The sequence below is a fragment of the Novosphingobium sp. ZW T3_23 genome (assembly GCF_044987305.1).
Taxonomy (GTDB): domain Bacteria; phylum Pseudomonadota; class Alphaproteobacteria; order Sphingomonadales; family Sphingomonadaceae; genus Novosphingobium.
In genome coordinates, this window is the sequence record NZ_JBJDRF010000056.1 from 13,375 (window position 1) to 34,738 (window position 21,364).

Below are 21,364 nucleotides of genomic sequence, written 5' to 3' on the forward strand. Positions count from 1 at the left end.
TGGGTGTGAATGGCGCAACTCCTGGAATGTTCCGGGCTTTCGCGACTTTGTGCCGCGTCGATGCCTGTCGTCGTCGCAGCGGATGCTCCGGGATCATATGAAAATACTATGCCTCGGGCATTTCCCTCGTCTCGAATTCTAACGCCGAACCGTCCTAGTGGCGCTGCTGCAATCGACTCACGCCGCGCTCTGCGGCGATGAACTTGCAGGAGCATTTCATGCAGGACATCCTCTGGATCGGCCTCTTCCTCGCCTTGCTGGCGGCCAGCCTCGGCTACGCCGCCTTGTGCGACCACGCGTGAGGGGCTGGCGATCATGACCATCGATTTGTGGCTGGCGGGTCTTACCGCGCTTGGCCTTCTCGTTTACCTCGTAGCCGTGCTCGCGCGGCCCGAACGCTTCTGAGGGGGAACTCATGACCTTTCAGGGATGGCTGCTCATTGCGGCCTTCGTCGGCATCCTGCTGGCCCTTGCCAAGCCGTTGGGGCTTTGGCTCTTCGCTCTTTACGAAGGGCGGAAGACGCCGCTTCACACCGTATTCGGTCCGATCGAGCGCGGCTTCTATCGGCTCTCCGGCATCGATCCGGCGCAGGATCAGTCCTGGCGCCGATACGCGGTGCACATGCTGATCTTCAACGCCGCCTTGATGCTGTTCACATACGTCCTGCTGCGCGGGCAGGCGCTTCTGCCGTTCAACCCGCTGGGTTTCGGCGCAGTAAGCGAGCCGCTGGCGTTCAACACCGCCATCAGCTTCGGCGCCAATACCAATTGGCAGAGCTATGGCGGGGAATCGACGATGTCGAACCTCAGCCAGATGCTGGCCCTGACCATTCACAACTTCCTTTCGGCGGCCACCGGCATTGCGCTGGCTTTCGCGCTGTTTCGCGGCTTCGCGCGTCGTAGCGCGGCGGGCATCGGTAACTTCTGGGCGGACGTGACGCGGGTGACGCTCTACCTGCTGCTGCCGCTCTGCATCGCCATCGCCTTGTTCTACATCGCCAGCGGCGTGCCGCAGACATTGGCGGGATCGGTGGACGTCTCGACGCTGGAAGGCGTGAAGCAGACGCTCGCGCTTGGTCCGGTCGCCTCGCAGGAAGCGATCAAGATGCTGGGCACCAACGGGGGCGGCTTCTTCAATGCCAACTCCGCGCACCCCTTCGAGAACCCGACGGCGCTGACGAACTTTGTGCAGATGCTCTCGATCTTCGCGATCGGCGTAGGCCTGACCTACACGTTCGGCAAGGCGGTGGGGAACACCCGCCAGGGCTGGGCGATCCTGGCGGCGATGATGACCCTGTTCCTGGCAGGGACGGCCGTCACCTACTGGCAGGAGGCCGCCGGCAATCCCGTGCTGCATCAGCTCGGCGTGGCCGGAGGCAACATGGAGGGCAAGGAAGTCCGCTTCGGCATCGCCGCCTCGGCGCTGTTCTCGGTGGTCACCACTGCCGCGTCGTGCGGCGCGGTCAATGCCATGCACGACAGCTTCACCGCGCTCGGCGGCATGATCCCGCTGTTCAACATGCAGCTTGGCGAAGTGGTGATCGGCGGCGTCGGCGCGGGCATCTACGGCTTCCTGCTGTTCGCCATCCTCGCCGTCTTCGTGGCCGGGCTGATGGTGGGCCGCACGCCGGAATATGTCGGCAAGAAGATCGAGAGCCGCGAGGTCAAGCTGGCCGTGCTGGCGATCGCCGTCCTGCCGCTGGTGATCCTGGGCTTCGCTGCCCTGGCCTCGGTGTTGCCTGCAGGACTTGCCGGTCCGCTCAACAAGGGGCCGCACGGCTTCTCCGAGATCCTTTACGCCTTCACCAGCGCCGTCGCCAACAACGGCTCGGCCTTTGCCGGACTTTCCGCCAACACGCCGTTCTACAACGGCATGCTGGGCGTGGCGATGTGGATCGGGCGCTTCTTCATCATCATTCCGATGCTGGCCGTGGCAGGCAGCCTCGCCGCGAAGAAGTACACGCCTGAGACCGCCGGCAGCTTCCCCACCACCGGACCGCTCTGGACCGGCCTCTTGATCGGCATCGTGCTGATCGTGGGCGGCCTGACCTTCCTGCCCAGCCTCGCCCTCGGTCCCATCGCCGATCATCTCGCGATGATCCGTGGCCAGCTTTTCTGAGGATCACCCCATGGCAAGATCCGCCAAGACTTCCCTGTTCACCGCAGACCTGATCGTTCCGGCGATCGGGGATGCCTTCCGCAAACTCAATCCGCGTGAACTGATCCGCAATCCGGTGATGTTCACCACCGCCGTGGTCGCGGTGCTGCTCACCGTGCTGCTGATCGTCGGGCATGACGGCCTGGCGGCGGGCTTCAAGATCCAGCTCGTGCTGTGGCTCTGGCTGACGGTGCTGTTCGGCACTTTCGCCGAAGCGCTGGCCGAAGGGCGCGGCAAGGCGCAGGCGGCCAGCCTGCGCGCCACCAAGGCCGAGCTGACCGCCAAGCGCCTGAAGGGAGACGGCAGTCGTTTCGACGAGGTGCCCGCCAGCCAGCTGAAGAAGGACGACGTGGTGCTGGTGCAGACCGGCGACCTCATCCCCTCCGACGGCGAGGTGGTTTCCGGTGTCGCCTCGGTCAACGAAGCGGCCATCACCGGCGAGAGTGCCCCGGTGATCCGCGAAGCGGGCGGCGATCGTTCCGCCGTCACCGCGGGCACCCGCGTCATCTCGGACGAAATCCGGGTGCGCGTCACCGTCAATCCGGGGCAGGGCTTCCTGGATCGCATGATCGCGCTGGTCGAAGGCGCCGAGCGGCAGAAGACGCCGAACGAGATCGCGCTCACCCTGCTACTGGTGGGCCTGACGATCATCTTCCTGATCGCAGTGGGCACGATCCCCGGCTTCGCCAGCTACGCGGGCGGCAGCATCCCCGTGTCGATCCTGGCCGCGCTGCTGATCACGCTGATCCCCACCACCATCGCGGCGCTGCTCTCGGCCATCGGCATCGCCGGCATGGACCGGCTGGTGCGCTTCAACGTGCTCGCCAAGTCCGGCCGCGCGGTGGAGGCGGCGGGCGACGTCGACGTCCTGCTGCTCGACAAGACCGGCACGATCACCGTGGGGGATCGCCAGGCGACCGAGTTCCGCCCGGTCGGCGGCGCCAGCCTTGCCGAACTGGCCGAGGCCGCGCTGCTCGCCAGCCTGGCCGACGAGACGCCGGAGGGCCGCTCCATCGTGGTCCTCGCGCGCGAGAAGTTCGGCCTCACGATAGCGCAGCTGCCTCATGGCGCCGAAGTCATCCCCTTTACCGCGCAGACCCGCCTCTCGGGCGTCGATACCGGCGGCCGCGTGATCCAGAAGGGCGCAGTGCAGGCGGTGCTGCGCGCCAATCCGGAAGCGGGTGCGACCACGGCGGCCACCGAATTGCGCCGCGTGACGGACGAGATCGCCCGCGCCGGTGGCACGCCCCTCGCCGTGGCGGTGGACGGCAGGCTGCTGGGCGCGATCTTCCTCAAGGACATCGTCAAGGCCGGCATTCGCGAGCGGTTCGGAGAACTGCGGCAGATGGGCATCCGCACGGTGATGATCACCGGCGACAACCCGCTGACCGCCGCCTCCATCGCGGCGGAGTCCGGTGTGGACGATTTCCTGGCCGAAGCCACGCCGGAGGACAAGCTGGCGCTGATCCGCAAGGAACAGCAGGGCGGCAAGCTCGTCGCCATGTGCGGAGACGGCACCAACGATGCGCCGGCGCTGGCGCAGGCGGATGTAGGCGTGGCCATGAACACCGGCACCCAGGCCGCGCGCGAGGCCGGCAACATGGTCGATCTCGACAGCGACCCGACCAAGCTGATCGAAGTCGTGGGCCTGGGCAAGCAGTTGCTGATGACGCGCGGCGCGCTGACCACCTTCTCGGTGGCCAATGACGTTGCCAAGTATTTCGCGATCATCCCCGCCATGTTCGTCGCGCTCTATCCGGGCCTCGGCGTGCTGAACGTGATGCGCCTCGGCACGCCGGAAAGCGCGATCCTCTCGGCCATCATCTTCAACGCGCTGATCATCCCGTGCCTGGTGCCGCTGGCGCTGCGGGGCGTGACCTACCGGCCGATGGGCGCTGGCCCGCTGCTGGCGCGCAACCTGGCAGTCTACGGCCTAGGCGGACTGATCGCGCCGTTCATCGGCATCAAGCTCATCGATCTGGCCGTCACCGGCCTGAACCTCGCCTGAGGAGGCGGACAATGAACAAGGATCTGCTCACTTCGTTTCGACCCGCGCTGGTCATGACGGTGCTTTTCGCGCTCCTGCTGGGCCTTGCCTATCCGCTAGCCGTGACCGGCCTTGGCCAGTTGCTGTTCCCGAGCCAGGCCAACGGCAGCCTCATCGAAGAGAATGGCCGAGTGATCGGCTCTACCGTGATCGGCCAGGCTTTCGCTTCGGAACGCTACTTCCACACCCGCCCCTCGGCCGCCGGTCAGGGCTATGACGGGCTGGCCTCGTCGGGTTCCAACCTCGGCCCGACATCGCGGGCACTGGCAGAACGCGTCGGAACGCAGGTCGAGGGCTTGAGGGCGGCAGCGCCCGGCAGGGCCGTGCCGGCCGACCTGGTCACCGCCTCGGGTTCGGGGCTGGATCCGGACATCACGCCGGAAGCCGCGTTCTATCAGGTGGATCGGGTGGCGCTGGCGCGGAACCTCGATCCCGCTTCCGTCCGCGGGCTGGTGGAGGAAAGCGTAGAGACGCCGCTGCTCGGCATCCTGGGCGAACCGCGCGTCAACGTGCTCGAACTCAATCGCCGTCTCGACGCGATCGGCGCGAGGGCGGCTCTCTAGACTATTGATCATCGCGCATTTCGCCAGCAAGGAAGTTCCATGAACATCCGCCACAAGGTTCTCATCGTCGATGACGAGCCGCATATCCGTCGGCTGATCCAGACGGCGCTGACACGGGCCGACTACGCCACGCTGGAGGCGGAAAACGCGCGAGAGGCGCTCGAGAGGATGCGGCAGGATCGGCCCGAGGTCGTGCTTCTCGATCTAGGCCTGCCGGATCGCGACGGGCTGGAACTGGTGCCGCTGCTGAAGCAGAACGCAGAGACCACGCTGATCGTCGTATCCGCGCGCGATGCAACCGAAGAAAAAGTCGCGGCCCTCGACCTGGGGGCCGACGACTACCTGACCAAGCCGTTCGATACGGACGAACTGCTGGCCCGCCTGCGCGTCGCGCTGCGCAACAGGGCGACGCGCGGCGGCGGTGTTCCGGCACTGACGGCGGGTGATCTTTCGATCGATCTGCTCGATCGAAAGATCACGAAGGCCGGAAACGAGGTCCACCTGACCCGCAAGGAATACGCGGTGCTTGCCCAGCTCGCGAAGTTTCCCGGCCGGGTGATCACCCACGATCAGATCATGAGGAACGTCTGGCCACACGAGTCGGAGCGTCACGTGGAATACTTGCGCGTGCTGATCCGAAGCTTGCGACAGAAGCTGGAAACTGATCCCCAGCGCCCTCGGATCATCAGCAACGATGTGGGCATCGGCTATCGACTGCGCATTCCCGACGACGAGTAAGAGCCTTGGCCTCTAAACCTTCGTGCCGAGCCATTCATACGCAATTGCTACGTAGTAGAGCCGATCCTGCTCTCGAATTGATAGGCAGCCCTGCTTAGTTGTCGTGCCTCCTTTTTCGGAGGTAACTATGATCAAGTGGCATGAACGGCCGGTGGCTCGGCTCTGCTTGCGCCTGAGCGGCGCTGTAGCCTTGTGGCGCGCCTGGCTCTTCGTTTCGGCGCTCTACGTCGAGGTTCACGCGCATCCTCCCCGCCCGGCCAGCCTTGGCGAACTGGGGGCGTGTGCCGCTGTCGTGACGCTTGTCCTTGTCGGCAACGCCTTGCTGTTCGTCGGCCCCGCGCTTTTCAGGCAGGTGGAGATTCCGCGCCGTTGGCATGGCACTTCCGTGGCCGAAGGGTTGCAGACCGCCGCGTTATGAAAACACTATGCGATCGGCCATATCTCGCTCTCGATATCAAATGCTCTCCCGATCTACTTGGACGGCCTCGAATCGCTCCGCTGATAGCGGGCCATCCAAGAGGAAATCATGAAATCCATCGTAACCGTTGCCGCCTTCTTCGTCGGCTTCGCTCCGCTCGCCGCGCATGCCCAGGAAGCCGAGACGCAAAGTTCCGTGACTGTGTCCGGATCGGCCACGATCGCTTCGGACTACCGCTTTCGCGGCGTCTCGCAGTCCGACAAGGGCATGGCGGTGCAGGGTGGCATAACCGCCAGCCATGACAGCGGACTTTACCTGGGCGCCTGGGCTTCCAACCTTTCCGGCTGGGGCACGTTCGGCGGCGCGAACATGGAGCTGGACCTGGTCGGCGGATACAAGGCCCGGCTGGGTGAAGGCTCTACGCTGGATGTCGGTCTGACCTGGTACATGTACCCAGGCGGCGCCGACGATACCGATTTCGCGGAACCCTATGCGAAGCTTTCGGGCACCGTCGGCCCGGCGACCCTGACGGCCGGCGTTGCCTATGCGCCCAAACAGTATGCGCTGGCCAACGTTTCCAACGCCCCCAACAGCCGCGGGCAAAAGGAAGACAACCTCTACTTGTGGGGCGATGGCGCGCTCGCGATTGCGGGCACGCCGCTGACGGCCAAGGCGCATATCGGCCATTCCAGCGGAAATCCCGGTCTTGGCCCCAACGGCACCAGCGTTTCGCCTACCGGGAACTACTGGGACTGGTCCATTGGCATGGACGCCGCGTGGCGCAATCTGACTCTCAACCTGTCTTACGTCGATACGGATATCGGTGGCGCCGACGCGGCGCGTCTCCAGCCCAACTTCAGCAAGGGCCAGGACGGCACCGGCTCCATTGCCGACGCGGCGGTCATTGCCTCTCTGACGGCCGCTTTCTGACACCGGAAAGAGCCCGGCTTTCCATGGCGGCGGCCGGGCTCCTCACGGCTGCGGCTATTTTACCACCACGCGGACACGGCCGAGGTTCTGTATCCGGGCGAACGGGGTGCTCGCGTCACCATCGCGTTGCGAGATCCCGCGCAGGGCCGTGTAGTAGGTTCCTGGCCGCGTGAAGCGGTGGGAAACGGTGACCGTGGCAGAAGTGGCGCCGGCCTTGACCGGGGATGTCTGGGTGAATTTGCCGGTGCCTTCGATATCCCACTGTGCCGCCACTATGGCGCCTGCCCCAGGCGGCACCTCGATCTTGCCGACGAAGTTCACCGTGGTGCCTGCCCGGATATCCACGCGGTCGCCGCCGTTGACCTTCAGGCTGACGACGGGCTGGATGCCACGGCGCTCGCTTGCGCTGTCGGGTACCCGGATCTGGCCGTCGTCGAAGCGGTAGTTGGTGGAAGCCGGCGGCGCCACCCCGGTTTCGACCCATCTTGCGACATCTCTCAGCGCCTGATGAAGCACCGGCACATAAGTGACGGTGTGGTTGGGATCTTCCTGATCGGAATCGCCATGAAGGGCGTGATCGGTGTACCAGAGGCGGAAGTGATCGTCGGCCGCGTTGCCGAAGTGCTTGTTCACCAGCGCGCGGTACCAGTCTGCGGACCACGGATAGGCCTCCCGGTCCCACAGCGATTCCACGAGGATCACCTTGCCCTCGAACGTGCCCTTGGGCACCGAGCCCGCTGTCGCCTGCGTGAAGATCGGACCCAGCAACATGGGACGTTGCGGATAGCGTGGCTTGCCCGTCGCGTCTCGGAACTGGTCCCATACCTTGAATTCGGGACCGGGCACCTGATGGCGGTGATAGGTCTGCGCGGCCAGGAAGTTGGAATTGTCCACCACCACCTGATCGCCCGCTGTCAGCTTCGCCGCCACCGCCGTGTCGACGATACCGAGTACGGCGATGTTCCCTTCTATCCTGCTGACGGTAAGCCGGGCTCCGGATGCGGCGCCGGACTTCACGAGCAGGTCGCCGCCGAGGAACTGCACTTTCGGCGGCGTGCCGGTGAGGCGAACGGCAACCACGTTCTGTGCTTCCTTGCCTTGCAGGGCGGCGAAGCTGTCGTCCACGTTGCCTTGTGCCTTGCCGTCCGTCACGCCGGTATGCAGCTTCATCCGCTGCGCTTCGGCGGCGGTGATCGGCGCGGCGACGGTGTCGGCATGCTGCAGGCGGTACCCGTCGAAGCTTTTGGGATCGTCGAAGCCCAGATATCCCGGCTTGGTCCAGAAGTCGGTGAAATAGGACGGATCCGCCATGACGACGCCGCTGTAGAGCGCGGCAAACCCGTGGATACCCATCGTTCGCCAGCCGAACCATGATTGCAGCGGAAAGCCCATGCGGGTGACTTCGCGCAGTGCGTCTGCCTGTTCGGCGGTCAGTTCCTTGTATGGGTCGCCGCTGCCACCCGGCTCCATCGCATCGACGATCGCGGGGAACTGGTCCTGAAGGATGCGCATGGCATGCATGCGGACGGTGAAGGAATTCGGTATCGCCATGCTGGAGCCCAGCACATAGGGCACCGCGCCGTCCCAGACGCCGCGTGTGTTTTCCATCGAGCCCACGGTGCGATAGCCGCCGCCGCTGCCGCCGTAGGCATAGCCGAACGGCCTCTTGCCGCCGTACATTTCCTGAGCCACCACGCGCGAGTAACGGGCTGCGGCGGCGTTGGCGCGGTAGGCGCCGATGGAGGGCTCGCTGGAGCCGAACCCGGCGACCTTCGGGCCGCCTCCGTTGGTTTCGACGAAATAGGCACCGCTGGAAATGGCGAAGGCGATCTTGTCGTTCTCGGGCGTTGTCGGTCGCTGCGCCAGGTTCTCGCTGTCCGGCGCGGGCGTGATGTGCTGGAAGAACCGGCCCTGGTACTTGTCCTTGGGCGGCAGGTAGAACGAGAACCGGGTATCGGTGCCCTTGAAGCCGCCATGGACATAGCGATGGCGAACCGGCGCATCCCGCCATTCGTCACGGTCGATATAAGGCTGGGTGAACAAGGGGTCGGGCACGGTTGCAGTTGCCTCGGCAGAAGGGGGTGACGCAGCAGGGGCGGGGGCAGCGGCGTCCTGGGCCTGGAGCATTGCCGGCAGCAGCAGGGCGCTCGCGGCGGCAAGAGTTCCGATCAGTGCAGGGTGCCGCACGTTACCGACAGTTCTTTTCATGCCCTCTCCCTGGCCACGCACTTGCGGCATGCAGTGCCTGTTCGCGCATCGCCGTACGCTGACGGCAGGGATGCCAGCTTCGATCGCGGTTGTCTTCCGGCAGGGCTGGGATGCCAAACGAATCCGCGCGAGCGATACGAGCCGGACGGTTGAATGCGCATAGACGCAAGTCGAGATGCAGAAATGGCATGCGCGGCGCTCCGGCCCAGCATCAGCGTCCTATCCAAACAGTTGTGTGCACATTGTCACGGAACTGTACGAAAAGTCGCACGGTTTCGACATATACCGCTCCTAGTGGCCCCGTTCCGCGACGTACCGCGCAACTACGAAAAAGGGTCCACATGCATTTTCTGGGAAGCCGCACGCTGCGCTTCATGTTCGGTTGCAGTCTGGCGGCATTGTCGCTGCATGGTGAAGCCTGGGCCGCGGAGGCGCCCGAGAGCGCCACTGCCAACGCCAATTCCGCCGAAGACACGCTGACGTCAGACATCATTGTCAACGGCCACATCGATCGGACCGCGCTCGAAATGGAGCGCAATGCGATCGGGACGGTCGACATCCTGACGACCGGGGACATTGCCACCAGTTCGAACACCGGCATCGCCGACATCGCCCGCGCTCTGCCCGGCATTTCGACCAGCTACGACCAGGGCGCCAACCAGACGGCAGTCGGCGAAGCGCAGTTCGTGACGGTTCGCGGCTTCGACACCAGCTTCAATGCCTATACGCTCGACGGCCTGCGGCTCCCGCAAGTCGCGGGAGATTCCCGCGCGATCTCGCTCAACCTGTTCTCGCCTTTCGCGATCGGCAATATCTCGGCCGACAAGACGCCCGGCGCCGACAAGGATTCGGACTCGATCGCCGGCGCCATCGATCTGCACACGCCCACCGCCTTCGATTTCACCAGCGGCTTCACCCGCGTTCGCGCTCTGGGCCAGCTTGCGGCCATGGCGGCGGATTCCCACCAGCCCAGCCTGGGCGGTGCGATCGGTGTGGACACCGCGCGCAAGTTCGGCGCCGGCGACCAGTTCGGGATCTATCTTGCCGGTTATTACGAGAAGCGCTCGAATACCGCGGAGTCCATCGCCGCGCAGAGCGGCTATGTGACGACCAACCGGAACGTGGGTTCCACGCGCGACAACTATGACGCCCTGTCCGCGCAGGGCCTGCAATGGAACGCCTTCACCAACAAGGTAGAGCGCTACGGCGCCACCGGCTCGTTCGATTACCATGGCGACGGTATCAAGACGTACCTGCGTATGAACTACGCACGCTACAAGAATACCAACACGATGAACCAGACCGGGCTGCGCAGCGAGCTGACCAGTAACGTCGACGGCACGAGCCAGCCCAATCCCAATGTGGCCACCGGCGGCAGCGGCAGCTACAATGCGGCCGGCGTCTTCGTGGGAACCGGCGTCAATCCGGCGGGCTACTTCCGCACAGAGGACACCGACCAGAAGCTGTTCTCCACCCAGCTTGGCGGCGAGTTCGATCTGGGCGGCGGCTTCGTCGCCTCGCTCGAAGGCGCCTATGCCTATGGCGCTTACAACCAGCCGAACCGCATCGAGGCGGCCTGGCGCGGGGTGGGATACGGCGCTTCGGGCGTGACGGTGGACCTCTCCAATCCGCGCGCGCCACAAGCCGTCATGTCGCCAGAGGCGACCGCCTACGTGTCCTCGCTGGACACGCCGGGGCAGTATTACGTCCAGAAGGGCTGGAGCTTCGATTCCGAACGGAAGAAGACTCTCCGCGGCAATCTTCACTGGGACAGCGACGGCGGTGTGTTCCGCTCCTTCGAGATCGGCGGACTCTACGAGGACTCGCATCGCGAAGGCCGCGAACTTGCGCCCGACAACACCCGCTACGTGTTCTCGCGGCCATTCGACCAGCGCGATGTCGCCGGTCTTCCGGTTTCCGAGTTGCCCGGATATACGCTGAAAGACTTCATCGGCGCCTATCCCGTCCGGCCGATCCGCATCGTCTCGCGCTCCGCGATCGAGGAGCAGGTGGCGCAATACGTGGATTCCGCCGGTGGCACCGCGAGCACGGTCTCGCAGGAAACGCTCGATCAGGGCGTCACCGACAGCAAGGAACGCCGCGCGGCGGTCTATGCCAACGCCCGTTTCCAGGCCGGCGATTTCGAAGCCCTGCCGGGCGTCCGCTACGAAGCGAACCGCTTTGCGGCGAGCTACTTCGAAGGCTCCAGCACGGCCGGGGGCAGCGGCGGTTTCGTCTCGTCCTCTCGCGAGTACGATCGCGTCGATCCCAGCCTGCTGCTGGCCTACCGCCCCAGCGACAGCGTGGTGGTGCGCGGATCGGTCCGGTCCAGCTATGCGCGCCCCGGCTTCAATGACCTTGCCGGCCCCGCGACCTATTCGTTCAACGACACGACGGATGAGCTGGAGTATATTACCAAGCCTAATCCCGACCTCAAGCCGACGACGGCCTGGAACTTCGACCTGGGCTTCGAGTATTACGGCGATGTCGGCCAATATCTTCAGGTCGCGCTCTACTACAAGAAGCTGCGCAACATCATCGTACCCACGGCCGGGCAGAACTATGTAGAATCCACCGGATCGACGGTCACGACCCTGATGCCGCAGAACGGTCGCGGCGGTAGTGCGAAGGGCGTGGAAGTCTCGGGCCGCTACACCTATCACGGCAGCGAGGTTTCGTTCCTGGACGGCTTCGGCGTGGGCGGATCGCTTACCTGGCAGAAGACGCGGGCGACGTACGCCCTGTCTGACGACGATGTTCGCACCACCAGCCTGCCGCAGGCGCCGGACCTCATCTACAACGCCAATGTGTTCTACACCGGCGGCCGATTCCGGGCCAACGTGAACTATCACCATACCGGACGGATCCTGGCGACGGTGCAGAGTTCCGACCCGGATATCTACATCCAGCCGATGGGCTCGCTGGATCTGGGCGCGGCTTATGAATTGAGCGATGCGGTGGAGATCGGCGTATCGGCGCGCAATGTCCTCAACCAGCACGCCTACTGGACGACGGTAGGTAAGTCCAAGAAGTACATCTCCAACGACCGCAACGGCGGATACCTGAAGACCGGCAGCGTCTATCAGGTCAGCGCGACGGTTAAGTTCTAAGGGGCGGTTAAGTCCTGTTCCCTCGTTCCGCAGCCATGCGGGACGAGGGAACGATCTTCCGTCCGTTTCAGGTTCGCGAAAGTCTCACTATGTCCTGTCGTCCATTTCTGTCGCTCCTGCTGACCCTCTGCGCCTGCTTCGGTTCCTTTCCAGCCTTGGCGGGCGATAACCTGCCCTTGCGGGTTATGACCTTTAACGTGCGCTATCCGGCGGACGACGGCGAGAATGCGTGGCCGCATCGCCGGTCGATCCTCGTCCAGACGGTCGCCAAGGCCGATCCCGACGTGATCGGCACGCAGGAACTGTTTCGCGAGCAGGGCGACGATCTGGTTTCCGCGCTGCCGGAATACCGATGGTTCGGCGTGGACCGGCGCGGCGGGCATGGCGACGAGCACATGGGCATTTTCTACCGTGCCGATCGAATGGCCGTGCTTCAGCAGGGCGAATTCTGGCTTTCCGCCACGCCCACGCAAGCAGGCCGCGCGACATGGGGGGAGACGCTGCCGCGCATGGTCAACTGGGCGCTATTCGAGCGCAAGTCCGACCATCGCCGCTTCTACCTGCTCGACACCCATTTCGCCCATCGCGACGAAGACGAACGTGCCCGCGAAAAGTCCGCCGTGCTGATCGAGGCTTGGATCGCGAGCTTGCCGGCCGACATACCGGTCGTCCTCACCGGCGATTTCAACACCGCCCCGAAATCCCGGCCTCACGCCATCCTCACGCGGAGCCTGGCAGACGTACATGAGGCAGCCGGGCAGCGCAGCGGTCCGCAAGGCACCTATCACGATTTCACCGGCAACCCCGGCGCCCGCATCGATTGGGTGCTCGTGCGCAATCTCGTCCCCTTGCGGACGACCACCGTCAACACGTCGGTCGGCGGCCGCTATCCCTCGGATCACTTTCCGGTCCTGGCAGAACTCGCCTGGCCGAGCGATCCTGCCGCGATAGTTGGGGGCGAGCCTGTCAAATAGGTGTCATGCCAGGCCTCTAGCTGCACATCCCCATCACCCTGACGCCTCGAAACTTCCCTTAGGAACCATCATGATCTCACGCTTCTCCCTCGTCGCCGCCCTGGCCCTGGCGGCGCAACCGGCGCTTGCGCAGGATACTTCCGATCTCTCGCGCGCGGCGAAGGGCGATGTCAGGGAAGCAGGCGGGGCGCGGCGCATCTCCGGCGATCGCACCGAGGCGTTTCGCAAGCAAATCGTCGGCGGGAAAGCACGCAACGTGATCCTGCTGATCGGAGACGGCATGGGGGATTCCGAAATCACCCTGGCGCGTAACTATGCCGAAGGCGCGGGTGGCTATTTCAAGGGCATCGACGCGCTGCCCGTGACCGGCCAGTACACGCATTATTCGCTGGATCGCGAAACCGGCCTGCCTGACTACGTTACGGATTCCGCTGCTTCCGCCACGGCCTGGGCCAGCGGCGTGAAGAGCTACAACGGCGCCATCGGCGTCGATATCAAGGGCAAGCCGCATCAGACCCTGCTGGAGCGCGCCAAGGCGGCCGGCATGGCGACGGGTGATGTGTCCACCGCCGATATCGAGGATGCGACGCCGGCCGCGCAATACGCCCACGTCACCCAGCGCCGGTGCTTTGGCCCGGAGGCGACCGCGAAGTTCTGCCCGATCAATGCCCTCGAAGCGGGCGGCGCAGGTTCTATCGCCGAGCAGCTTCTGGCGGCTCGTCCCGACGTGACGCTCGGCGGCGGTGCCTCTTCGTTCGATGAAACCGCGCGGGCGGGCAAGTGGAAGGGCAAGACGCTGTTCCAGCAGGCCAAGGCGCGGGGCTTCACCGTGGTACGGGACGCTGCGGGGATGGAAGCCGTGACGGCCGTGAGCGCCGAGGCGCCCTTGCTCGGGCTGTTCACACCGGGCAATATGCCGGTGCGCTGGCGTGGCCCGCGCGCTAGCTATCACGGCAATATCGATCAGGCGCCGGTCAAGTGCGAGGCCAATCCCGAGCGCACCGCCGCGCTGCCGACGCTGGCCGCAATGACCCGCAAGGCCATCGCGCTTCTGAAGGACAAGCCCAAGGGCTTCTTCCTTCAGGTGGAAGGCGCTTCGATCGACAAGGAAAACCACGGCGCCAACCCCTGCGGCCAGATCGGCGAGACGGTGGACCTCGACGAGGCGGTGCAGGTCGCGCTCGAATATGCCCGCCAGCACGGCGACACGCTGGTGATCGTCACCGCCGACCATGCCCATACCAGCCAGATCATCGGTAACGGATCGAAGGCGCCGGGCCTCACCAAGGCACTCGTCACCAATGACGGCGCGGTGATGACCGTGAACTACGGCACGGCCGAAGAGGGCGCGATGGGGCATACCGGCACCCAGCTTCGCATCGCCGCTTACGGTCCGGGCGCGGGCAACGTCGCCGGCCTGATAGACCAAACGGACCTGCACTACATCGTGCGCGGCGCTCTGGGTCTCGACTGACGCGGGTGAGGGAGCGGATCGGCCGCGATCCGCTCCAGCCCGACGCAGGCCGCGCGCGTGAGCGTGCCTGTGCGGAGACATGCAATTTAACACGCAATACATTCAGCCCAACTCTTCAGACGATAGAGGCCCCCGTCGCATTACGGGGCCTTGAGCGGCTTCCGTCGAAGAGGAAGAAGCATCGATGGCAGCCGGTCCGCAGGAACGGATAGACTGGGGCACTTTCATGAACTGGGCGCGGGGCGTGCTTGCGCCCGATCGCGCTTTCATGACGATGGCGATAATCTACGGCGCGGCGATCGGTCTGCTGTCGCTCGCCACGCCGATTTCCGTGCAGATGCTGATCAACTCGGTGGCGAACACCGCCTTGCCGGTGCCGCTGTTCACGTTGGCTGCCGTGCTGTTCGGCCTTCTGGCGCTATGGTCGCTGCTCGGTGCGCTCCGCAGCTATGTGATGGAGATTTTTCGCCGCCGCTTGTTCGCCCGCTCGGTGGCCGAGATCACGCTTCAGGCCGTCCATGCCCAGAACCCGTTCTTCCAGGACGAGCGTCGCAGCGACCTGTTCAACCGCTTCTTCGAAGTGGCGAATGTCCAGAAGGCCGTTCCCTCGCTGCTGATCGGCGGCTTCACGATCTTCTTCCAGGCGATGATCGGCTTCATCGTCACCTCGTTCTACCACCCGGTCTTCCTGGCCTTCAACCTGCTCTTCGTCCTGGCCGTCTGGTTGATCTGGAAAATCTGGGCGCGCAGCGCGATGGAGACGGGCGTGGCGCTCAGTCATCGCAAGTACGAGACCGCACATTGGCTGGAGAGCGTGGGCGCCTCCAACGGTTTCTACAAGTCGAGCCGCCATCTCGACTATGCCATGGACATGTCGGAGATGCGCACGGCCGCCTATGTCGATGCGCATAGCCAGCATTTCCGCGCGACTTTCCCGCAGAGCGTGGCGCTGTTGCTGCTCTACGCGCTGGCGAGCGCGGCGCTGCTGGCACTGGGCGGCTGGCTGGTCATTCGCGGCCAGCTTTCCATCGGCCAGCTCGTTGCGGCGGAGCTGATCCTGTCGAGCGTGTTCTACGGCGCCGCGCAGCTCGGCCCCTACCTCGATACTTTCTACGACCTTGTGGCGGCGGTCGAGGAGCTTTCGCTGTTCCACGCCATTCCCGTGGAGGAACTCGCATCGCGCGGTGAAGGCGATGCCCGGCCGCGCAACGGAGCCCTGTCCCTGCGGCGCGTCGCGATTGCGGTGGGCGGCGGCAGCGCGCGGTTTGACCTCGACATTCCCGCCGGCACGCACGCCGTGGCCGCGAGCGATCCGGGGGTGGACCGTCTGCTCAGCCGCCTGCTCAAACGCCATTACCGCGCCGACGAGGGCCTGATCAGCCTGGGCGGCGCGGATATCGCCGCGCTCAACATCTATCGCCTGCGCAGCGACGTGATCGTGCTCGACCGGCCCGACATCGTCGAGATCACGATCCGCGATTACCTGCGCCTTGCAAATCCGCAGGCCGATCCCGCCGAAGTGCTGGACGTCCTAGATGACGTGGGGCTTGGCAATCGGATCGTCACCCTCGAAGGCGGCATGGATTGCCTGCTGTCTTCGACCGGCTGGCCCCTGACGCGGGCGGAAACGATGCGCCTCAAGCTCGCGGGGGCCCTGCTGGCCCGTCCGCGTGTGCTCATTCTCTCGGGCCTGTTCGACATGGTGCCGGTGGAGGAACTTCGCCCCGCGCTGAAGCGGCTGGACGACAGGGAAACGACCATCATCGTCTTCACCTGCCGCCCCGATGCCTTCGATTTCGACCATATGCTGTGGCTTGGACGGGATTCCCAATTGCTGACCCAGGACCGCGCGGCCTTCGCCGCCGCTCGCAATGCCGCGAAGGGAGGTCTCCATGCCCTTTCGCGATGACCACATCGTCCATTTCAAGACGCTCCAGAGCCTGCGTCCGCCGCGCCCGGCGCGGGTGCTGGGCTGGATGCTCCTGGTTGCGATGGTTGCGGCGGTGGCGTTCCTGCTGCTGGTGCCCTGGGTACAGACCTCCACCGGCACCGGCTCGGTCATCGCGCTGGACCCGCGCGACCGCGTGCAGAACATCACCGCGCTCGTCCCCGGCCGGGTCGAGGAATGGTATGTCACCGATGGCGAGCTGGTGAAGAAGGGCGACAGGATCGCCCACATCACCGACAACGATCCCAACCTCATCGCGCGGCTTCAGGCCGAACGCGCGCAGGTCGATGCCGAAATCGCCGCCACCCGGCAGGCGATGGAAGTCGCCCGGCGCGACGTGGGACGCATGGAGCAGCTCTACGGCGAAGGGCTGGCGCCGCGCCGCGATCTCGAACTCGCGCAGATCAAGGTTGCTGACTACGGTGCCAAGGTGGCCAAGAGCCTGGCGGACCGCAACCGGCTGGACATCAACATCAATCGCCAGTCGGTGCAGATGATCCATGCCCCGCGCGACGGCCGCATCCTGCGCATCCTGGGCGGCGACAGCGCGACGATGGTCAAGGAGGGCGACGTGATCGCCACGTTCGCGCCCGAGCAGGCGGTGCGCGTCGTCGAACTCTACGTCGATGGGCGGGACGTTCCGCTGATCCATCCGGGCCGCCCGGTGCGGCTGGAATTCGAAGGCTGGCCGGCGATCCAGTTCAGCGGCTGGCCCTCGGTCGCCGTCGGCATGTTCGACGGGCAGGTGCGGGCGATCGATGTCTCCGCCTCGGCCAACGGGCTGTTCCGCGTGCTGGTGGAGCAGAAGACGGGCGCGCGATCCTGGCCGAAGGAGCCTTTCGTGCGCCTGGGCGCCAAAGTGCGCGGCTGGGTGATGATGGACACCGTATCGAGCGGCTATGAACTCTGGCGCCTGCTCAACGACTTCCCGCTGCAATATCCGGTGAGCGCGCTGGATACGGCTACTTACTCGGGCGGTGCCGGAGCGAGCGCCAAGGGCGGCTCGGCCGAGAAGGAAGGCGGCAATGCCAAGTAGACGCCTTTCGGTCTGGCTGCTGGCGGCAGGGCTATGTACGATGTCGGCAACGGCACTCGCCCAGCAGATCGCGCCTTTGCCGCGCCTCGCGCCGGTGGATGCGCCGGTACTGGAGCTGGAAGACCTGCTTGCCAATTCCGCCCGGCAATCGCCGCAGATCATCGAGGCGCTCGCCCGTACCCGCGCCGCCGACGGCAGGCGGCTGACGGCGGAAGGCGCCTTCGATACGGTCTTTTCCGCAGAGGGCGGATCGCGGCTGATCGGCTACTATGGCGGCACTTACGCCGACACCCAGGTGGCACGCCCGCTGGAGAACTGGGGCGGGCAGCTCTACGGCGGCTATCGCGTATCGAGCGGCCGCTTTCCGGTCTACGAGGACAAGAAATACACCAACGAGTTCGGTGAGATCCGGGCCGGCGCGGTGTTCTCGCTGCTGCGGGACCGGATGATCGACGATCGTCGCTTCGGCCGCGTCACGGCGGACGCGGATCGCGCCGTGGCCGATGCCGAGCGCCAGATGGTGGCGATCGGCGTGCAGCGAAAGGCGGTCGATGCCTATCTGAACTGGGTCGCGACCGGGGAACGACTGAAGATCTATCGCCACCTTCTCGATCTGGCGGAGGCACGGCAGCGGGGGCTGCAACGCGCCTATCAGGCCGGGTTGCGCCCGCGTATCGTGCTGACGGAGAACGACCAGATGGTGCTGCGCCGCCAGGCCATGGTCGTCCAGTCCGAGCAGGCGATGGCCTCGGCCGCCAACACCCTCTCGCTTTACTGGCGCGATGGGGACGGCACACCCACGATCCCCCGACGCGATCAGTTGCCGACCGCGCTTCCGGACCCCGTGGTCACCTCGGTGCCGCTGGATGTGGAGCGACCGGACCTGCTCGTGGCCGAACTGAAGGCGCGACTGGTGCAGGACCGGCTGGCGCTCGACCGGAATGCGCTGTTGCCGCGTCTCGACCTCAACATGGAAGTAGCGCGCGACATCGGTGACATCGGCCCCGGCGGCGCCTCGCGCAGCGGCAACGATGTGCGCTTCGGAGTGAAGTTCTCCGTGCCGCTCGAACAGCGCAGCGCGCGGGGGAAGCTGATGCAGACGCAGGCGGAACTCGATGCCAGTCGCACGCGCGCGCGCTGGCTGGACGAGCAGATCCGCGCCGAAGTGGATGGTATCGCGATCGCTTTCGACGCGGCCGCGCAGATCATTTCCCTGACCGAGCAGGAACGTCAGCGCGCCGATGCCATGGCCGTGGCGGAGCGGCGGCGGTTCGAGATGGGCGCCAGCGACCTGTTCCTCGTCAACACGCGCGAGGAATCGGCGGCCAGCGTCGCGCTCAACCTTCTGGACGGGCGGCTGAAGCGGCTGGCGGCAAGCGCGGACCTGGCGGCGGCTTCCGGAAACGCCGCCGCGCTGGGATTGCCATAAGCCGACAACGCGTTGCCCAGATAAGCGAAAACCCGCCATTCGCGAGACTATCGCGAATGGCGGGTTTTCTTGAGCGCGGAGTGTCGTCAGGCTGCCGAAGCGAGCCTGAGAGCGCGGTTTTGCGTGCCGGTATCGAAGCGGGCGGCCTGGTCGTTGAGGGCGCCGGCCTCGGTGGTGAGATTGCGGGCGGCGGCGGAGGTTTCCTCCACCATCGCGGCGTTCTGCTGGGTGGAATGGTCCATGGTGGAGACGGCCACGCTGATCTGGGTGATCGCGGTGGACTGGGCCTGGTTGTCCTGCGCCATCTGGCCGAGCAAAGCGTGCACTTCGGTCACGTCGCCCGAGATGTTCTCGAACGCACCGTCGACGCGCTGCACGGCCTGCACGGCGGTGCCGATGTCGGTCTGGGTGGCGGTGAGCTGCTCGCGGGCGCGCTTGGCTTCTTCTTCCGAGCGCATGGCCAGCGCCGAGACGAGATCGGCCACGACCGCGAAACCACGTCCCGCATCGCCCGCACGGCCCGCCTCGACGGCGGCGTTCATGGCGAGGACGCGGGTCTGGAAGGCGATCTTGTCGAGCCCCTCGATCACCGAGTCGATGCCCTTGGCGCTCTCGGAGACGCGGCCCATCGCCTGGACCGCCTCGTCGGCGATCTCGCGGCCGCCGGAGACGGTGGAGAGCGCCTCGTCGGCCCGGCGCACCGTCTGCGAGGAGGCCACGGCCGAAGCCTTGAGCCGCTGGTCGATCTGCACGAGCGCCGCCGACGTCTCTTCCAGGCTGGCGGCATTGGCCTCAGTGCGGCGGGCGAGATCCTCGGATGCCTGGGCGATTTCCGCCGAACCAGTCTGGATGCCGCCGGCGCTGCTGGCGACGGCGCCGATCATGCGGCGCAGTTCGGAAAGCGCGGCGTTGAAGTTGTCCTTGAGCGCGACGTAGCCCGCCGGGAACGCCACCTCGATCTCGCGCGTAAGGTCGCCCTGGCGCAAGGCGTCGAGGCCCGAACCGACGGCGCCGGTGACGATCTTCTGTTCCTCGGTGGCGCGGTGATCGGCCTCGGCGCGGTCGGCGGCGGCCTGACGGAACACGTCGGCAGCGCGGGCCATCGTGCCGATCTCGTCCTGGCGGCCGAGTTCGGGGATCGCGCAGTCATCGCCCTTGGCGAGACGATCGACGGCGCCGCTCAGCTTCGCCATGGGACGGCCGATGATGCCGCCGGCAGCGTAGAACAGGCTGGCGAGGACGGCGGCGACGATGACCATGCCACCGATCACGAGTTGCCAGGCCATCCTGCGCGCGGGCGCGGCAATGGTCGCCTCGGGCACGTCCAGCACCAGAGCCCAGGTAGTGTTCAGTCCTTCGAACGCGATGGGACGGATCACGCGGCGGGTGGCCACGCCGTCGATGTCGATGTCGCTCAGCACCCGCGTCTCGCCATTGGCGATCGCGGCCTTCACGTCGTCCAGCCCCGGATCGGCGTAGAGCTTGCCGAGCTTGGCGGCATCGGGATTGGCCACCCACATCGCCGCCGAGGACAGCAGCATGACGCGCCCGTCACCGAACGGCTTGAGCTTCGCCAGACGCTCGGAAATGCTGCCCAGTTCCATGTCGAGGCCGGAAACGCCGATCACGCGGCCACCCGACTTCAACGGCTGGGTGATCGAGGTCATCAGCACGGTCCGCCCGCCTGCATCGAACAGGTAGGGATCGAGGATCGCGCCATCGCCGCTCTCGAACGATTTGCGGAAGAATGGCTTGTTGTAGCCTTCGGCTTCATTGTTCGGAATCTGGGCTAGGGTGCCGTTGTTCTTGACCCAATAGGGACGGAAATTGCCGTCCTTGCTGGTTCCCGGCAGGCCGGACTTGCCGGCGTCCGGTCCGTCCCACTGGTTCGGCGCGATCATGGTCCAGGCGCCCAGCGCAACCTTGTTCGCGAGCAGGTCAGTCCTAAGCACATTCGTGGCCGTGCTGCGATCCCGCGTGCCGGCGGCGTGGAGATTGCTTATGGTGGAGCCGAGCGTGCGCGCGGTCGCCTCGAACGTGGCGATATCCTTCTTCACCTGGTTGCCCTCGGCATCGGCCTGGGCAAGCGCGGATTGATCCGAAAGTGCACCCACGGCGGACTGCGTTTCGACGACGACGGCCGTGAAGCCGATGAGGAGCAGGACGGCGATGGCCAGACCTGCGACCGTCATCAGCTTGCCCGCAATGTGCATGCGGTTGAACACATCTCTCATTTTCCAGCTCCTGGAATGATTTGGACGGCCGCCGGGCGAACGGCGACATGCGCCGAGAGGAGGGCGAAGGCCGATGGGGGGAAGGCCAATGGGGGGA

15 protein-coding genes are annotated in these 21,364 nt (G+C 65.5%); 13 read left to right on the top strand and 2 right to left on the bottom strand.

What is annotated here, in order from left to right:
• Positions 1-315 precede the first annotated feature (315 nt).
• The 7 genes from kdpF to ACI3K3_RS21165 all read left to right on the top strand — a co-directional run bounded on the left by kdpF (position 316) and on the right by ACI3K3_RS21165 (position 6,854).
• The gene (gene kdpF, locus ACI3K3_RS21135) at positions 316-405 is read left to right on the top strand and encodes a K(+)-transporting ATPase subunit F (RefSeq protein ID WP_095386356.1); all 90 of its coding nucleotides are present in this window, start codon (positions 316-318) and stop codon (positions 403-405) included.
• A gap of 10 nt (positions 406-415) precedes the next feature.
• Complete coding sequence (kdpA, locus tag ACI3K3_RS21140) at positions 416-2,119, top strand: potassium-transporting ATPase subunit KdpA (protein ID WP_404917304.1); 1,704 nt, start codon at positions 416-418, stop codon at positions 2,117-2,119.
• A gap of 10 nt (positions 2,120-2,129) precedes the next feature.
• Positions 2,130-4,166, top strand: coding sequence for a potassium-transporting ATPase subunit KdpB (gene kdpB / locus ACI3K3_RS21145; RefSeq protein ID WP_404917306.1), 2,037 nt, complete (start codon positions 2,130-2,132; stop codon positions 4,164-4,166).
• Between the two features lie 11 nt (positions 4,167-4,177).
• Positions 4,178-4,768, top strand: coding sequence for a potassium-transporting ATPase subunit KdpC (kdpC, locus tag ACI3K3_RS21150; RefSeq protein WP_404917308.1), 591 nt, complete (start codon positions 4,178-4,180; stop codon positions 4,766-4,768).
• A gap of 39 nt (positions 4,769-4,807) precedes the next feature.
• Complete coding sequence (locus tag ACI3K3_RS21155) at positions 4,808-5,506, top strand: response regulator (protein ID WP_404917310.1); 699 nt, start codon at positions 4,808-4,810, stop codon at positions 5,504-5,506.
• 127 nt (positions 5,507-5,633) lie between these two features.
• Positions 5,634-5,924: a hypothetical protein gene (locus ACI3K3_RS21160; RefSeq protein ID WP_404917312.1), complete on the top strand. Its 291-nt coding sequence runs from the start codon at positions 5,634-5,636 to the stop codon at positions 5,922-5,924.
• A gap of 108 nt (positions 5,925-6,032) precedes the next feature.
• Positions 6,033-6,854: a TorF family putative porin gene (locus ACI3K3_RS21165; protein WP_404917314.1), complete on the top strand. Its 822-nt coding sequence runs from the start codon at positions 6,033-6,035 to the stop codon at positions 6,852-6,854.
• Positions 6,855-6,908: 54 nt separating this feature from the next.
• Here the strand turns inward: ACI3K3_RS21165 and ACI3K3_RS21170 are convergent, their stop codons facing one another.
• Positions 6,909-9,062, bottom strand: coding sequence for a hypothetical protein (locus ACI3K3_RS21170; RefSeq protein WP_404917316.1), 2,154 nt, complete (start codon positions 9,060-9,062; stop codon positions 6,909-6,911).
• Between the two features lie 341 nt (positions 9,063-9,403).
• Between ACI3K3_RS21170 and ACI3K3_RS21175 the strand changes: the two genes are divergently transcribed.
• From ACI3K3_RS21175 to ACI3K3_RS21200, 6 genes are all read left to right on the top strand, one after another.
• Positions 9,404-12,172 carry a TonB-dependent receptor gene (locus ACI3K3_RS21175; protein WP_404917318.1) on the top strand — a complete coding sequence of 923 codons (2,769 nt, stop codon included), beginning with the start codon at positions 9,404-9,406 and terminating at the stop codon, positions 12,170-12,172.
• Positions 12,173-12,357: 185 nt separating this feature from the next.
• A complete protein-coding gene (locus tag ACI3K3_RS21180) occupies positions 12,358-13,146 on the top strand; it encodes an endonuclease/exonuclease/phosphatase family protein (RefSeq protein ID WP_404917320.1) in 789 nt (262 codons plus the stop codon).
• 70 nt (positions 13,147-13,216) lie between these two features.
• A complete protein-coding gene (phoA, locus tag ACI3K3_RS21185; RefSeq protein ID WP_404917322.1) occupies positions 13,217-14,620 on the top strand; it encodes an alkaline phosphatase in 1,404 nt (467 codons plus the stop codon).
• A gap of 184 nt (positions 14,621-14,804) precedes the next feature.
• Complete coding sequence (locus ACI3K3_RS21190) at positions 14,805-16,529, top strand: ABC transporter transmembrane domain-containing protein (RefSeq protein WP_404917324.1); 1,725 nt, start codon at positions 14,805-14,807, stop codon at positions 16,527-16,529.
• Entirely contained in the window at positions 16,513-17,604 is a 1,092-nt protein-coding gene (locus tag ACI3K3_RS21195; protein WP_404917326.1) for an HlyD family secretion protein, read from the top strand. Before ACI3K3_RS21190 ends, ACI3K3_RS21195 begins: the two co-directional genes overlap by 17 nt.
• The gene (locus tag ACI3K3_RS21200) at positions 17,594-19,033 is read left to right on the top strand and encodes a TolC family protein (protein WP_404917328.1); all 1,440 of its coding nucleotides are present in this window, start codon (positions 17,594-17,596) and stop codon (positions 19,031-19,033) included. The genes ACI3K3_RS21195 and ACI3K3_RS21200 overlap by 11 nt, the downstream gene beginning before the upstream one ends.
• Before the next feature lie 86 nt (positions 19,034-19,119).
• On the opposite strand, the gene ACI3K3_RS21205 is transcribed toward ACI3K3_RS21200, so the two are convergent.
• A complete protein-coding gene (locus ACI3K3_RS21205; RefSeq protein ID WP_404917330.1) occupies positions 19,120-21,267 on the bottom strand; it encodes a methyl-accepting chemotaxis protein in 2,148 nt (715 codons plus the stop codon).
• Positions 21,268-21,364: the final 97 nt, after the last annotated feature.